This is a genomic window from Corynebacterium ureicelerivorans, assembly GCF_000747315.1.
Lineage (GTDB): Bacteria > Actinomycetota > Actinomycetes > Mycobacteriales > Mycobacteriaceae > Corynebacterium > Corynebacterium mucifaciens.
Window position 1 is genome coordinate 1 of sequence record NZ_CP009215.1, and the last position, 14,498, is coordinate 14,498.

Consider the following 14,498-nt stretch of genomic DNA (forward strand, 5'->3'; position numbering starts at 1 on the left):
GTGGATTACACAGTGGAATGCGGTGGATTTCGCCGGATTCCGGCAGGAACGAGCAGACTGGAGACAACGTTGGCCGACCAACACCTGGCAGATCTGTGGCATGGCGTCGTCGACGAACTGCTGCGGCTTTCCGAGCAAGCCACCTCGTCGGTGCCAACCCTGACCCCACAACAACGCGCTTACCTGCGGTTAATGAAGCCGGTGGTGCTTGTGGACGGCTACGCCCTACTCTCCGCACCCCACCAGGCCGCCAAAAATGTCGTTGAAGAGTCCCTGGCTCCCCACATCACCGCGGTGCTGTCCTCCCACACCGGGCAGCCGTACAACCTGGCCGTTTCCGTCGCCGCACCCGAGCCGGAACCAACCCCCGCGCCGCAGACGAGCTGGCAGCCCACCCAATCCAACGTCGAAGCACCCGGGGTAGGAGAGCAAATCCCGATGGGGTTGGACGAGCTCGCGCAAATGCACGCGGCGCAGGTGGCGGGACGTCGTCGAGAAGCAAATGCGCACCCGACTGTGGACCGCCGCATCCCGCGCGAAAAGCCCGCGCACGACCCGGACCGCGAGGCGAGCCTGAACCCGAAGTACACCTTTGAGAACTTCGTCATCGGCTCCTCCAACCGCTTCGCCAACGGTGCCGCAGTCGCTGTCGCCGAAAACCCGGCCAAGGCCTACAACCCGCTGTTCATCTGGGGCGGGTCCGGCCTGGGCAAAACGCACCTGTTGCACGCCGCCGGCAACTACGCCGGTGTGTTGCAGCCGGGGCTGCGCATCAAATACGTCTCCTCCGAAGAATTCACCAACGACTACATCAATTCCGTGCGCGACGACCGGCAGGAATCCTTCAAGCGGCGCTACCGCAACCTGGACATTTTGATGGTCGACGACATCCAATTCCTCGAGGGCAAAGAGGGTACCCAGGAAGAGTTCTTCCACACCTTCAACGCGCTGCACCAGGCCAACAAGCAGATCATCTTGTCCTCCGACCGCCCGCCGAAGCAGCTGACCACGCTGGAAGACCGTTTGCGCACCCGCTTCGAAGGCGGCCTGATCACCGACGTGCAGCCGCCGGACCTGGAAACCCGCATCGCCATCTTGATGAAGAAAGCGGCCGCCGACGGCACACAGGTCGATCACCAGGTACTGGAGCTCATCGCCTCGCAGTTCGAGTCCTCCATCCGTGAACTGGAAGGCGCGCTCATCCGCGTGTCCGCGTACTCGTCGCTGATCAACGAACCCATCACCATGGATGTCGCACAGGTTGCGCTGCGCGACATCCTCCCCGACGAAGGGGACGTCAACATCACCGCGACCGCCATCAAAGACGCCGCTGCGGAGTACTTTCAGGTGTCTCTGGAGCAGCTCACCGGCGCCGGGAAGACGCGCCAGGTCGCCCACGCCCGCCAGATCGCGATGTACCTCTGCCGCGAGCTGACCGACCTCTCTCTGCCCAAGATTGGCGACGAGTTCGGCGGCAAGGACCACACCACCGTCATGTACGCCGACCGCAAGATCCGCAAAGAAATGACGGAGAACCGCGGCACGTACGACGAAATCCAAGAACTGACCCAGGTGGTGAAGAACCGCGCCCGCGCCCGGGGGCGGTAGTTTCCAGCTACTAGGAGCCAGCTATTCGCCGAAAAACGGCGGATAGCTGGCTCTTTGTAGCTGGATCCAGCCTTGTGGCTGACGGCCCGCCACCCCACAAACCTCAGCAGTCACTGCAGTACCACTCTCCACAGTCCTATCCACACCTGTGTAATTACACGGTTGTAGTTTCGTTAGCTCGCACACATTGTGTTCGTTGTCACAAGGCATAGAACTGGGGACAGTGTGTGCATAACCAGTGGAAGAGCGGGCTTGCAATTGTGTAATTTCACCCAGGCCGAAAAACTATCCACAGAGGCGCGTGTTTATCCACACGTTATCCACAGCCCAAATCACACGCGTGACACGCCGTGCGACCGGCAGAAAAGGGCCCCCATCCACAGATTCCCCAGCCCCTACTGTTGTTGCCACCTTTACTTCTTGTAATTCAATCTGGAGAAAGAGAGGGTGTGCAAAAGCCCGCCGACCACCCGTGCAGGCCCCCAAATGACAAATGTAGAGTGGTGTCCGATCTGACCCTGCCCACGCAATCTGCCGAGCGAAGGAGACCGCGCCGCCATGGACAACAATGTGTCGTTCCGCGTCCACAAGGACGAACTCGCCGACGCTGCGGCATGGGTAGCACGCAGCCTGCCCACCAAATCCACGCAACCGGTCCTTCGCGCGGTGGTCATCACCGCGGATGACAACGGCTTGGAATTCGCAGGCTTCGACTACGAGGTCTCCACCCGCGTGCGCATCGCCGCCGAGGTGAACGACCCGGGGCGCGTGGCTGTGGCCGGCAAGCTCCTCGCGGACATCGTGGGCACGATGCCGAACGACGCGATCGAGGTCAGCACCGACGGCAAGGTCATGACGCTGCGGGCTCGCTCCTCCCGCTTCGAACTCCCCCTGATCGCGCTGGACGACTACCCGCAGCTACCGCAGCTTCCCGAGGTCACCGGCCGGATCTCGCCGGCTGCCCTGACGGGCGCCGTCACCCAGGTGGCCTCCGCCGCCGGCCGCGACGACACGTTGCCGATGCTCACCGGCATCCACGTGGAAATCGACGGCGAGAACGTGAAACTCACCGCCACGGACCGCTTTCGCCTGGCGCAGCGCCACCTGACCTGGGAGCCGGCTCACCCCGGCGTCAATGCCGACCTGCTCATCCCGGCGAAGACGTTGCTGGATAACGCCCGCACCCTGGACACCTCCGTCGACGAGCCGGTGGAACTCGCCGCGGGATCCGCAGACAACATCGGCGGCGACGGCCTGTTCGGTCTCCACACCGGCAACCGCGAAACCACCACGCGCATGCTGGACGCCGATTTCCCCAACGTCGCGCCGCTGCTGCCCAAGACGCATACGGCGATCGCGTCGGTGGAAGTCGCGCCGCTGCTCGAGTCCATCCGCCGCGTCAGCCTCGTCGCGGACCGTAACGCCCAGCTGCGCATGCACTTCCAGGAGGGCGAGCTCACCCTGTTCTCCTCCGGCGCGGATTCGGGCGCCGCACAGGAGACCCTGCCCGCCGCCTTCGCCGGGGTGGATGAGCTACTCATTGCGTTCAACGCGGGCTATCTTCGCGACGGCCTCTCGGTCATCGGCACCGACCGCGTCGTCTTCGGGTTCACGGAGGCCTCCCGCCCGGCCATCATGATCCCGGAACCGGAGGTGATGCCCGAGCGCGGCGAGAACGGGACGTTCCCCACGCCGCAGACGCACTTCACCTACCTGCTCATGCCGGTGCGCCTGCCGGGCTAGCCCATGCATGTCCGCGAGCTTGATCTGCGTGATTTCCGCTCGTGGCCCGAGCTGAATCTCAAGCTTGAGCCGGGCGTGAGCGTCTTTGCTGGCCGTAATGGCCACGGCAAAACCAACATCGTGGAGGCGGTTCACTACTCGTCCAAGCTGTCCAGCCACCGCGTATCGACGGATGCTCCGCTCATCCACGCCGGGGCCGACAACGCCCGCATCTCCGCCACCACCGTCAACGACGGCCGCGCCCTGACAACGCATCTGCTGCTCAAGGCGCACGGCGCGAACCAGGCGCAAATCAACCGCACCCGGCTGAAATCCGCCCGCGAACTGCTCGGCGTGCTGCGGGTGGTGATGTTCTCGCCGGAAGACCTGCGTCTGATCACAGGCGAGCCCGCCGAGCGCCGGAAGTTCCTGGACGATCTCGCAGCCCTGCGAGCGCCCCGTCTTGGAGGCGCGAAGGCGGATTACGACAAAGTGCTGCGCCAACGCAACGCGCTGCTGAAAAACTCGAACATGGTGCTGCGCCGCGGGTACCAGGATGCCGACGGCGCCAGCGCGCTATCCACCCTAGACGTGTGGGACGGCCAGCTCGCGGCACTTGGCGCTCAGGTGGTCGCAGGGCGGCTTGCGCTTGTGGACGAGCTCGCCGGCCGGATCACCGAGGCGTACACGTCCGTCGCCCCGGAGTCGCGCCCCGCGTCGGTGGCGTACAGCTCCACCCTTGACCGGGCAGTCACGGAGCTCGCGGGCGGGCCGTCGCGCGACCCGGACGTGTTTGAGGCCGCCATGCTGGCCGAGCTGGGCCGGCGCCGCAAAGAGGAGATCGACCGTGGTGCAACCCTGGTAGGGCCCCACCGCGACGACCTGACGCTGATGCTCGGCGACCAGCCCGCGAAGGGTTACGCCTCACACGGCGAGACATGGTCGTACGCGCTCGCACTCCACCTGGCGGAGTACCACCTTCTGGCCAGCGAGGGCACGGACCCGGTGCTCATCCTCGACGACGTCTTCGCCGAGCTGGACGCGAAGCGCCGCGAGCGGCTCGTCCACGTCGCCTCCGACGCGGAACAGGTGCTCGTCACCGCCGCGGTGGGCGACGATCTGCCCGGCAACCTCGACGACGCCGTGGCGGCGCGATTCGCCGTGACCATGCAGGACGGGGTGAGCTCCGTTGAGCGATCTGATTAGCCGCAGCTTCGACAACGTCCGCGACACCGCCCGCAAACGCGGCGTCGCCCTCCCGGACCTCTCCCGCCAGGGCACCAGCGCCATCCCCCGGCGCAACAGACCCTCGCTTCACGACGCACCAAAGGCCGGCATCACGGTGCCGGGTTTAGAGGTGCCGGAGGAACGTCGAAAAGCAACTGTGCGAGGCATCCCCACGGGGGCCGACGGGCGCGCACTGCCGCGCAGCTACAAAGTGTCGTCCTTTGGCAACCTGCTGGGCAGCGAGATCCGCAAACGGGACTGGACCGAGAAGATGGCGCACGGCTGGGTGATGGGCCACTGGGACGAACTGGTGGGCGTGAAGATCGCAGAGCACACCCGCGTGGAGATGATCAAAGGCGGCGAGGTGCACGTGAGCTGCGACTCCACTGCCTGGGCGACGCAGATGAAGTACATGCAGCGCGAGGTGCTCTCTGCGATTGCGGCGAAGGTCGGCCCGGACGTGGTGACGAAATTGCACGTGTACGGGCCGAAAACGAAGAGCTGGCGCTACGGACCGCTGCACGTGAAGGGCCGAGGCCCGCGTGACACCTACGGGTAAGGAATCGGCGAAAAACGCGCGTGAAACGCCCTCTCGCGGGTTGGACGGGTGCCCGTAATGTCCCCCTTAGCGTGTAAGATGAGATGGGTTCAACGGGCTTGTGTGACAAACTCGGCCCATATTTACGCATGGAGGAGCTTTCCAAACGTGGCAGAGCAGCAACCCCATTACGACGCGTCGTCGATCACCATCCTCGAAGGCCTCGAGGCGGTGCGCAAGCGCCCGGGCATGTACATCGGCTCGACGGGTGTGCGCGGCCTGCACCACCTGGTGTGGGAGGTCGTGGACAACTCTGTCGATGAGGCGATGGCGGGTTACGCCGACCGCGTCGACGTGACCTTGCTGGCCGACGGTGGTGTGGAGGTCGTGGACAACGGCCGCGGTATCCCGGTGGAGATGCACCCGTCCGGCGCCCCGACGGTGCAGGTGGTCATGACCCAGCTGCACGCGGGCGGCAAGTTCGATTCGGACTCCTACGCGGTCTCCGGCGGCCTGCACGGTGTGGGCATTTCCGTGGTTAACGCGTTGTCCACCCGCGTCGAGGCGGACATCAAGCGCGACGGCAAGCACTGGTACCAGAATTTCACGATGGCCGTGCCGGATGAGCTGGTGGAGGGCGGCAACGCCCGCGGCACCGGCACCACCATCCGCTTTTGGCCGGATGCCGAGATCTTCGAAACCGTCGACTTCAACTACGACACCATCTCGCGTCGCCTGCAGGAAATGGCCTTCCTGAACAAGGGCCTGACCATCACCTTGACGGACCAGCGCGCCAGCGACGAGGAGCTGGAGCTCGAGGCCATCGCCGAGGAGGGCGAAACCGCAGCGCTTGTCGACGGCGACTCGTTCGACGACACCGTCGAGACAGCCCCAGATGTGAAGAAAAAGCGGGAGAAGAAGGTCACCTTCTACTACCCGGACGGTCTGATCGATTACGTCAACTACCTGAACAAGTCCAAGACCGCGATCCACCCGACCGTCATCGGCTTTGACCAGAAGGGCGACGGCCTGGAGGCGGAGGTGGCCATGCAGTGGAACGGCTCTTACAAGGAGTCCGTGCACACCTTCGCCAACACCATCAACACCCATGAGGGCGGCACGCACGAGGAGGGCTTCCGCGCCGCGCTGACCAGTTTGATGAACCGCTATGCGCGGGAACACAAACTGCTCAAGGACAAGGAGCCGAACCTCACCGGTGACGATTGCCGCGAAGGCTTAGCAGCCGTGGTGTCCGTGCGCGTGGCCGACCCGCAGTTTGAGGGCCAGACCAAGACGAAGTTGGGCAACACCGAGGTCAAGGGTTTTGTCCAGCGCGCGGTGAACGAAAACCTCTCGGATTGGTTCGACGCCAACCCGGCCGAGGCCAAGGCCATTGTGAACAAGGCGGTGTCGTCCTCGCAGGCCCGGCAGGCGGCGCGCAAGGCCCGCGATTTGGTGCGCCGCAAATCCGCCACCGACCTGGGCGGCCTGCCCGGCAAGCTCGCGGACTGCCGCTCCAAGGACCCGTCCAAGTCCGAGCTGTTCATCGTGGAGGGCGACTCTGCGGGCGGCTCCGCCAAGGGCGGTCGCGACTCCATGTACCAGGCCATTTTGCCGTTGCGCGGCAAGATCCTGAACGTGGAGAAGGCGCGCATGGACCGTGTGCTGAAAAACGCTGAGGTTCAGGCCATCATCACCGCGCTCGGCACCGGCATCAACGACGAGTTCGACATCGCCAAACTGCGCTACCACAAGATCGTGCTGATGGCGGACGCCGACGTGGACGGCCAGCACATCGCCACCCTGCTGCTGACCCTGCTGTTCCGCTTCATGCCGGAGCTGGTGGAAAACGGCCACGTCTACCTGGCCAACCCGCCGTTGTACAAGCTCAAGTGGGGCAAGGGCGAGCCTGGTTACGCCTTCTCCGACCGCGAGCGCGACGAGCAGCTGGCGGAGGGCCTGGAGGCCGGCCGCAAGATCAACACGGATGACGGCATCCAGCGCTACAAGGGCCTCGGCGAGATGAACGCCAAGGAGCTGTGGGAGACCACGTTGGATCCGGAGACCCGCATCCTGCGCAAGGTGGAGCTTGAAGACGCCCAGCGTGCCGACGAGTTGTTCTCCATCCTCATGGGCGACGACGTCGCCGCGCGTCGCAGCTTCATCACCCGCAGGGCGAAGGACGTCCGCTTCCTGGACGTCTAGCGGGGACCGCTACGCGAAACGCTCCACGATGTCGCCGAGCTCCGGCAGCGCCGGGCCGACAATGTCCGTGGCCTTGCCGCGTAGCGACGAGTAGACCTTCTGCACGGGCCCGGGCAGGGAATCGACCTGCTTGTCGCCGGCGGCGAGCATCGCCTTGATCACCTCGTCCTCGCGGCCGGCGAGGAATTCCCCGAAACCCTGCTGGTCGCTGGCCTGGTAGGCGGACCAGTACGGGCTCAGCTCGTCCACGATCTGGGGGAGCACCGCGTTGATGCCTTTGGAGACGGCGTCCGAGTCAGCTTTCTTCCCGGCTGCGAGCGCCGACTTCAGCGCCATGCCGGTGAGGCCGGACTGGCGCGAAACAGTGGTGTCGGCGAGAGAAGCGAGCTCCTCGACGACCTTCGGACGGATATCGTTTGCAAGTAGCTGAGAGAGATCTGTCATGCGGGCCAGTGTAATGGGAAAACGGCCGGTGCAAGCCGGCCGTTTTCGGTTGCAGCTCTTCCACCGCAGCGCCTCACAAGTTACATGGTCCACTGCAACCACAACGGGCACAACCGTAACACAGGCCGCGGGTGGGGGCTAACGCTGTGGCAGGGAACCGTTTACGTACGTATGCGCCAGCTGCGTCAGGTTGAACTGCGCCGCGAGTTTGTCGATAGCGGCCCGGACTGGCGGGACAAAATCGATGATGAGCTGCGCCGTGACGGCCGTCGCCGCCAGCGCGATCGCAAGCGAAAGAGGCGCGGACCCGGTGTACAGGCCCTCGAGGGGGCGCTTCGGCGGGACTTCGAATTCCGCATTAGGGGCAGCGGCGGCCATGGTTGGGGCGGTGAGTGCGGCGGCAGCGAGGGCGGTAGCGGTCAGACCAGCGGCGATTCTCCTCATAGCAGTCATCGCAGGTGCGGGGGAACCGGTTTGCAGCCCGCCGCGTCTAAGTGCACATGAGCCACCTTCATAACGGGATGACCATGCCGGCCGGTGGATTGCTGCACGTGAACCCCGGACGGATCCCGCCGGGGATGGCAAGCGTGAACGGGCAGTTTGTGGTGCCGCGGGACTACCTTCGGCCGTCGTCAGTTGTGCTGCGCGATGCAGTACGCCATCCGCGCCGAGTGCAATACGCGGTACCCGCCCAATACCGCGCGGCGGCATGTGCGCTCACGCACCCGGGCACTACGCTCACAGGATTCGGTGCGCTGGCCCTTTACGGACTGCCGTACCTCGCCGACGCTCACGACGTGGTCCTAGTCTCGCCGACGCTCAGCGTGAAACGGTGGGGGAGGTCATTTACCCCGACCCTCATGCGCAAGCAGCTCCAACCACATGAAGTGTGGAAGGTGGTTTGCCGCAACGATTTGATCAATATTGCCACACCGCCGGTTGCGGTAGCGCAGGCGTTGCAGCTCATCCGGACACAGCGCTGCTCTTGGCCGGTACATGCGACCGGGGATGAGGAAACGCGCGTTCGGGCAGTACAGCTCGTGGACGCCTGCCGCAGGTTCCTTGGCATCGCCCCAGAGCAGATCGCCGCCGCGGGCAGGGGTCGCGTGAATAACCGGTGGCTCGCGGACGTGGTGAGGGCGTCGAGCGCGCTCGCTGATTCTCCAAAGGAGACCGAAATGCGGCTCTTGGCAGTACCGGTGGCCAGGAAGTTCGGGCTGAAACCGGAAGAGCAGTTCGAATTTTGGGCGGACGGGCAGTTGATCTCGCGCGCTGACCTGGCGTTTCCGGAGGCGAAAGTCGCGCTGTACTACGACGGCGGCCACCACGACGAGAAGGGCACACGCGTGCGGGACACGCGGATCGATCTTTACCTGACCTCCATCGCGTGGCGCCCGCTGCGCTACGGCACAAACATGCTCGGAGGCCTGCCGCATCACCTGGAGGTTGTGCTACGCGAGCGGGGATTCGCAAAAGTTGACACGCCCGAGCGCTGACCTGGGCGTTTCGGCGGCGGTTTCGGGTGAATTGTCAACTTTTACCAACAGCTGCCTATCGACGACCCTTCGGTGCCCCTCACCCCGCCCAGCGGCGGTACACCTCGGCGGCGACGTCTGCGAACCCGGCGTTGGAGGCACCGGGGGAGAGGGGCTGCAGCGCTCGGATCGTCTCGGCCAACTCGCGGGCTGCTGCGGCAACGGAATCGAACACCGGCACGCCGTGAAACCTAGACCCGGGAACGGCGGCGCAGGCGGCGAGGGCGGCGAAGGAGCGGACGTGGCAGCCGTGGACGGCGCAGTACTCGTCGGCGACGGCCAGGAGCTGCTCCGGGGTAAATCCCCTCATTGCCGGGCCTGCCGTATGCGGGCTTCCATTCCGGCGTAGGAGGGGATGAGGGAGCGGGCGAGGTCGGTGACGTGGGCGTCGTCAAGCAGACGCGATGCTGCCGCGACTACCGCACGGCGCGCGGCCTCCTGCTTCGAGCAGCCCCAGGCGGAGGCGAGCAGGACGAGGGCTTGGTCCTCGTCTGCGGTGAGTCTGAGCGTCATAGCCATACCATTGTGATACCACGGTGCTGCTTCGTCGCCGCGCAGAAGCCCGGTAGACTTAACAACCATGGCTGACGAGACCTCGAGCGGCGCCGACCGCATCCAACCAATCGACATCAACGAGGAGATGCAGACCAGCTACATCGATTACGCGATGAGCGTGATCGTTGGTCGCGCGCTCCCCGAGGTGCGCGACGGCATGAAGCCGGTGCACCGCCGCGTGATCTACGCAATGTACGACGCCGGTTTCCGCCCCGAGCGCTCCTACGTCAAGAGCGTGAAGGCCGTCGGCGAGACCATGAGTAACTACCACCCGCACGGCGACAGCGCCATCTACGACACCCTGGTGCGCATGGCGCAGCCCTGGTCAATGCGCTACCCGCTTGTGGACGGCCAGGGCAACTTCGGCTCCCCAGGCAACGACGGCCCGGCAGCCATGCGTTACACCGAGTGCAAGCTCACCCCGATCGCCATGGAGATGGTGCGCGACATCCGCGAAAACTCCGTGGACTTCGCCCCCAACTTCGACTCCAAGACCCAGGAGCCGACTGTCCTTCCGTCCCGCGTGCCGAACCTGCTGATGAACGGCTCCAACGGTATTGCGGTGGGCATGGCCACCAACATCCCGCCGCACAACCTCAACGAGCTTGCGGACGCCATCCAGTGGATCCTGGACAACCACGACGCCGACGAGAAGGAAACGCTCGACGCCGTGGTGGAGCGCGTGAAGGGCCCGGACTTCCCCACGGCGGGGCTGATCGTGGGCGACCAGGGCATCAAAGACGCCTACGCCACCGGCCGCGGCTCCATCCGCATGCGCGGCGTCACGGAGATCGAGGAGATTGGCAACCGCCAAGTCATCACCATCACCGAGCTGCCGTACCAGGTCAACCCCGACAACTTCATCCACAGCATCGCCGAGCAGGTCACGGCCGGCAAGATGGTGGGCATCTCCAAGATCGAGGACGAGTCCTCCGACCGCGTGGGCATGCGCATCGTGGTCACGCTCAAGCGCGACGCCGTGCCGCGCGTGGTCTTAAACAACCTGTACAAGCACTCGGCGCTGGAGACGAACTTCTCCGCCAACATGCTCAGCATTGTCGACGGCGTTCCGCGCACCCTGCGCCTGGACCAGATGCTGCGCTTCTACGTCAAGCACCAGATCGAAGTCATTGTCCGCCGCACCCAGTACCGCCTGGACGAGGCCGAGAAGCGCGCCCACATCCTGCGCGGCCTGGTCAAAGCGCTGGACGCGTTGGACGAGGTCATTGCCCTGATCCGCCGCTCGCCGACTGTGGACGACGCGCGCCAGGGCCTGATGGACCTGCTGGACGTGGACGAGATCCAGGCCAACGAGATCCTGGCCATGCAGCTGCGCCGCCTGGCGGCCCTGGAGCGCCAGAAGATCGTGGACGACTTGGCCGCTATCGAGGAACAGATCGCGGACTACAAGGACATTCTGGCCAAGCCGGAGCGCCAGCGCGAGATTGTGGGCGACGAGCTCAAGGAGATCGCGGACAAGTACGGCGACGAGCGACGCACCCAGATTGTCGCAGCCACCGGCGACGTCACCGAGGAAGACCTCATTGCCCGCGAAAACGTGGTGGTCACCATCACCTCTACCGGCTACGCCAAGCGCACGAAGGTGGACGCGTACAAGAGTCAGAAGCGCGGCGGCAAGGGCGTGCGCGGCGCCGAGCTGAAGCAGGACGACGTGGTGAAGAACTTCTTCATCTGCTCCACGCACGACTGGATCCTCTTCTTCACCAACTTCGGCCGCGTCTACCGCCTGAAGGCGTACGAGCTGCCGGAGGCGGGACGCACCGCCCGCGGCCAGCACGTGGCCAACCTGCTGGAGTTCCAGCCGGAGGAGAAGATCGCCCAGATCATCCAGATCCAGTCCTACGAGGACGCGCCCTATCTGGTACTGGCCACCCGCGACGGCCGCGTGAAAAAGTCGCGCCTGACGGACTACGAGTCGGCGCGCTCCGCCGGCTTGATCGCCATCAACCTCAACGAGGGCGACTCGCTCATCGGCGCGTGCCTGGTGGGCGAGGACGACGACGTCCTGTTGGTGTCCGAGCAGGGCCAGGCCATCCGCTTCTCCGCGGACGACGAGCAGCTGCGCCCAATGGGCCGCGCCACCGCCGGCGTGAAGGGCATGCGCTTCCGCGGCGACGACCAGCTGTTGGCCATGACAGTGGCCAAGGACGGCGAGTACCTGCTGGTGGCCACCTCGGGCGGCTACGGCAAGCGCACCGCCATTGAGGAGTACAACGCGCAGGGCCGTGGTGGCATGGGTGTGATGACCTTCAAGTACAGCCCGAAGCGCGGCAAGCTCATCGGCGCGCTTTCCGTCGCCGAGGACGACCAGATCTTCGCCATCACCTCCGCCGGCGGCGTGATCCGCACCGAGGTGAACCAGATCCGCCCGTCGTCGCGCGCGACCATGGGCGTGCGGCTGGTCGACCTGGCGGACGGCGTGGAGCTCCTGGCCATCGACCGCAACGTGGAGGATGCGGGCGAGGAAGAGGCCACCGCAGTAGCCACCGGCCAGAAGACCATCGAGCAGGCGATCCACGACGGCGCGACTTCCGCCGAGGCCGAGGAGTAGCCCGTGGCTGTCCGGAAAGTGACCGTCCGCAATATCGGCGCCGTCTCCACCTTCAAGGTGGCCGCCCTGCTGGCGATGGCCGGCTTCATCGCCTGGATGGGCGCGTGCGTGCTGCTCTATTTCGCGCTGGAGCAGGCCGGGGTGGTCGAGTCGGTGAACTCGCTGATCGGTGGCGTGGGCGGCGACCAGGTGGTGGACCTGAAGCTCGCGATGTCCGTTGCGGGCCTGCTCGGCCTGGTGGGCTTCCTGTTCCAGGTGATCATGGCGCCCCTGACGGTGATCATGTATAACGCCATCGCGGACTTGGTCGGAGGCATCAGTTTCACCATGTCCAACCGCTCTCGTTAGCCGCTGCAGTTATAGGCCACAAGCTGGGGATTTGGAGGTGCACAAGGGCCTCTGTAATATTCCTATTCGTTCCCAGGGCCTATAGCTCAGTCGGTTAGAGCGCATCGCTGATAACGATGAGGTCGCAAGTTCGATTCTTGCTAGGCCCACGGTACCTCCGGGTACGGCGGGGCATTAGCTCAGTTGGTAGAGCACCTGCTTTGCAAGCAGGATGTCAGGAGTTCGATTCTCCTATGCTCCACAGGAACCACAAACGCTCCCTCTGCATTGCGCAGGGGGAGCGTTTGTTTGTGTGCGCGCTCTCTTCGGCACCAAAGTTCCCGCCAGGGTACGAACGTTCCCTGGGCCACCAGGCCAGCACATGGGGTGGGTGCGCAACCGTGCAGTTCACGTGGTGCGCGTGCAGAAAAGCCGCGGCACTTTCGTACCAAGTCTGCGCAAATACGCAGATTTTGCTTGATCGCCGCTGGTGAAGGCCTTACTGTCTGAAATCACACCGACCGGCCACCACTTCAGGAGGCCACACTATGAAGAAGTTCACCAACGCGGCAGCAGCATCCGTCCTCGCGGGTGCAATCGTCCTCTCCGGCACCCCGGCTCAGGCTGCAGAGACCGCCGACACCGAGACGGCTGCAACCACCACCACCGCAGCTGAGAAGCCGGCCAAGGAGAAGAAGGAAGAGCTGACCTGGCAGGAGCGCAACGAGCGCGCCCAGGCTCAGATCGACATCACCAGCCAGCGCCTGGACAACGGGAAGAAGGGCCTCGAGGTGACTGACGGCATCATCAACTCCTCCTCCAACCTGAAGGACCTCTTCACCCCGCGCATCGTGAAGGACGGCGGCCTGTCCACCCTGCTGAAGATCATCGGCAAGTTCATCTAAGGCTGCCACCCCACGCACCGGCTCGAATGGGCCGGTGCTTTCTGTATTGGTGCCCATATACTTTCCCCATGCCGACCATCGCAGTGGTGATTCCGTGCCGCAACGACGCCGCACTGCTCGACCGGTGCTTGGCCAGTTTCGACGTCCAGACACGCCCGGCCGACGCCGTGGTCGTGGTGGACAACGGCTCGACCGACGCCTCCGCCGACACTGCGCGGGCGCATGGCGCTGAGGTGGTCGCGGAGCCGCGCCGCGGGATCACGTGGGCGGGCGCGGCAGGCTACGACCGAGCCGCGCAACTCGGCGCGGACATTATCGTGCGCACCGATGCGGACGCGCACGTCCCGCCCGACTACCTGGCCGTGCTGGAAAGCCTGTGGCACTGTGCGGGACCCGATGTCGTGGGTGTGACCGGGCCCGCCGAGTTCGACGGCGTCCCGGCGGTGGTGTCCCGCGCCTACCTCGGGGCGTATAGGTACAGCGTGGGCTCGGCGCTGGGCCATCCGCCGCTCTTCGGTACGAACTGCTCGTTCCGAGCGCGCTGGTGGGTGTCTGTCCGGGAGACGCTGGACCTGGCCGATACGCGGGTGCACGACGACATGCAGCTATCGTTCGCCGTGCGGCCTGGTGAGACGGTCCTCTTCGTCCCGGGGCTTGTGGTGGGGATGGACCCGCGGGCGCTGCGTGGCGGATGCCAGCTGGTCAACCGCTTCCGGCGGGGCTGGCATTCCATGATGCGGGGGTTTGCAACGTCGCCGCCGTGGCGGAGGTTGCCGGGGCGATGGGCGATTTCCGGGCCCAGCGTCGGTGCTGCGCTGTAGGATTTGACCATTACCGCAACGTTTCACCGTAAGGGCCCG

The 14,498-nt window shown here is 65.0% G+C and carries 14 protein-coding genes and 2 tRNA genes; 12 read left to right on the forward strand and 4 right to left on the reverse strand.

All coding sequences use genetic code 11. From position 1 onward, the window contains the following. Positions 1 to 69: 69 nt before the first annotated feature. The 5 genes from dnaA to gyrB all read left to right on the forward strand — a co-directional run bounded on the left by dnaA (position 70) and on the right by gyrB (position 7,300). A complete protein-coding gene (dnaA, locus tag CUREI_RS00005) occupies positions 70 to 1,608 on the forward strand; it encodes a chromosomal replication initiator protein DnaA (RefSeq protein WP_051952363.1) in 1,539 nt (512 codons plus the stop codon). Positions 1,609 to 2,166: 558 nt separating this feature from the next. After that, positions 2,167 to 3,351, forward strand: a complete 1,185-nt coding sequence (gene dnaN / locus CUREI_RS00010) for a DNA polymerase III subunit beta (RefSeq protein ID WP_038608935.1) — start codon at positions 2,167 to 2,169, stop codon at positions 3,349 to 3,351. A 3-nt stretch (positions 3,352 to 3,354) separates the two neighbouring features. Then, positions 3,355 to 4,536, forward strand: a complete 1,182-nt coding sequence (gene recF, locus CUREI_RS00015; RefSeq protein ID WP_038608938.1) for a DNA replication/repair protein RecF — start codon at positions 3,355 to 3,357, stop codon at positions 4,534 to 4,536. Further along, positions 4,520 to 5,116, forward strand: coding sequence for a DciA family protein (locus tag CUREI_RS00020; RefSeq protein ID WP_038608940.1), 597 nt, complete (start codon positions 4,520 to 4,522; stop codon positions 5,114 to 5,116). The genes recF and CUREI_RS00020 overlap by 17 nt, the downstream gene beginning before the upstream one ends. Before the next feature lie 147 nt (positions 5,117 to 5,263). Then, positions 5,264 to 7,300, forward strand: coding sequence for a DNA topoisomerase (ATP-hydrolyzing) subunit B (gene gyrB, locus CUREI_RS00025; RefSeq protein WP_038608942.1), 2,037 nt, complete (start codon positions 5,264 to 5,266; stop codon positions 7,298 to 7,300). Positions 7,301 to 7,309: 9 nt separating this feature from the next. Here gyrB and CUREI_RS00030 read toward each other — a convergent pair whose 3' ends face one another. Next, a complete protein-coding gene (locus tag CUREI_RS00030) occupies positions 7,310 to 7,744 on the reverse strand; it encodes a DUF6918 family protein (protein WP_038608944.1) in 435 nt (144 codons plus the stop codon). 138 nt (positions 7,745 to 7,882) lie between these two features. Next, the gene (locus CUREI_RS00035; RefSeq protein WP_144242370.1) at positions 7,883 to 8,188 is read right to left on the reverse strand and encodes a hypothetical protein; all 306 of its coding nucleotides are present in this window, start codon (positions 8,186 to 8,188) and stop codon (positions 7,883 to 7,885) included. A 56-nt stretch (positions 8,189 to 8,244) separates the two neighbouring features. Between CUREI_RS00035 and CUREI_RS00040 the strand changes: the two genes are divergently transcribed. Continuing rightward, complete coding sequence (locus tag CUREI_RS00040; protein WP_158407432.1) at positions 8,245 to 9,240, forward strand: PDDEXK family nuclease; 996 nt, start codon at positions 8,245 to 8,247, stop codon at positions 9,238 to 9,240. A gap of 79 nt (positions 9,241 to 9,319) precedes the next feature. On the opposite strand, the gene CUREI_RS00045 is transcribed toward CUREI_RS00040, so the two are convergent. Both CUREI_RS00045 and CUREI_RS00050 read right to left on the reverse strand, forming a co-directional pair. After that, positions 9,320 to 9,589 carry a hypothetical protein gene (locus CUREI_RS00045; protein ID WP_038608952.1) on the reverse strand — a complete coding sequence of 90 codons (270 nt, stop codon included), beginning with the start codon at positions 9,587 to 9,589 and terminating at the stop codon, positions 9,320 to 9,322. Then, positions 9,586 to 9,798 (reverse strand): hypothetical protein, encoded by a 213-nt coding sequence (locus CUREI_RS00050; protein ID WP_038608954.1) that lies wholly within the window; start codon positions 9,796 to 9,798, stop codon positions 9,586 to 9,588. Before CUREI_RS00050 ends, CUREI_RS00045 begins: the two co-directional genes overlap by 4 nt. A 61-nt stretch (positions 9,799 to 9,859) precedes the next feature. Here CUREI_RS00050 and gyrA point away from each other — a divergent pair, with 61 nt between their 5' ends. The 6 genes from gyrA to CUREI_RS00080 all read left to right on the forward strand — a co-directional run bounded on the left by gyrA (position 9,860) and on the right by CUREI_RS00080 (position 14,459). After that, positions 9,860 to 12,406, forward strand: coding sequence for a DNA gyrase subunit A (gene gyrA / locus CUREI_RS00055; RefSeq protein WP_038608957.1), 2,547 nt, complete (start codon positions 9,860 to 9,862; stop codon positions 12,404 to 12,406). A gap of 3 nt (positions 12,407 to 12,409) precedes the next feature. Then, positions 12,410 to 12,754 (forward strand): DUF3566 domain-containing protein, encoded by a 345-nt coding sequence (locus tag CUREI_RS00060; RefSeq protein WP_038608960.1) that lies wholly within the window; start codon positions 12,410 to 12,412, stop codon positions 12,752 to 12,754. A gap of 75 nt (positions 12,755 to 12,829) precedes the next feature. Then, a tRNA-Ile gene (locus tag CUREI_RS00065) sits at positions 12,830 to 12,903 on the forward strand. Positions 12,904 to 12,922: 19 nt separating this feature from the next. After that, positions 12,923 to 12,995 (forward strand) — tRNA-Ala (locus CUREI_RS00070). Between the two features lie 286 nt (positions 12,996 to 13,281). After that, positions 13,282 to 13,638 carry a hypothetical protein gene (locus CUREI_RS00075; RefSeq protein WP_038608962.1) on the forward strand — a complete coding sequence of 119 codons (357 nt, stop codon included), beginning with the start codon at positions 13,282 to 13,284 and terminating at the stop codon, positions 13,636 to 13,638. A 68-nt stretch (positions 13,639 to 13,706) separates the two neighbouring features. Continuing rightward, positions 13,707 to 14,459 (forward strand): glycosyltransferase family 2 protein, encoded by a 753-nt coding sequence (locus CUREI_RS00080; RefSeq protein WP_038608966.1) that lies wholly within the window; start codon positions 13,707 to 13,709, stop codon positions 14,457 to 14,459. Positions 14,460 to 14,498 lie beyond the last annotated feature (39 nt).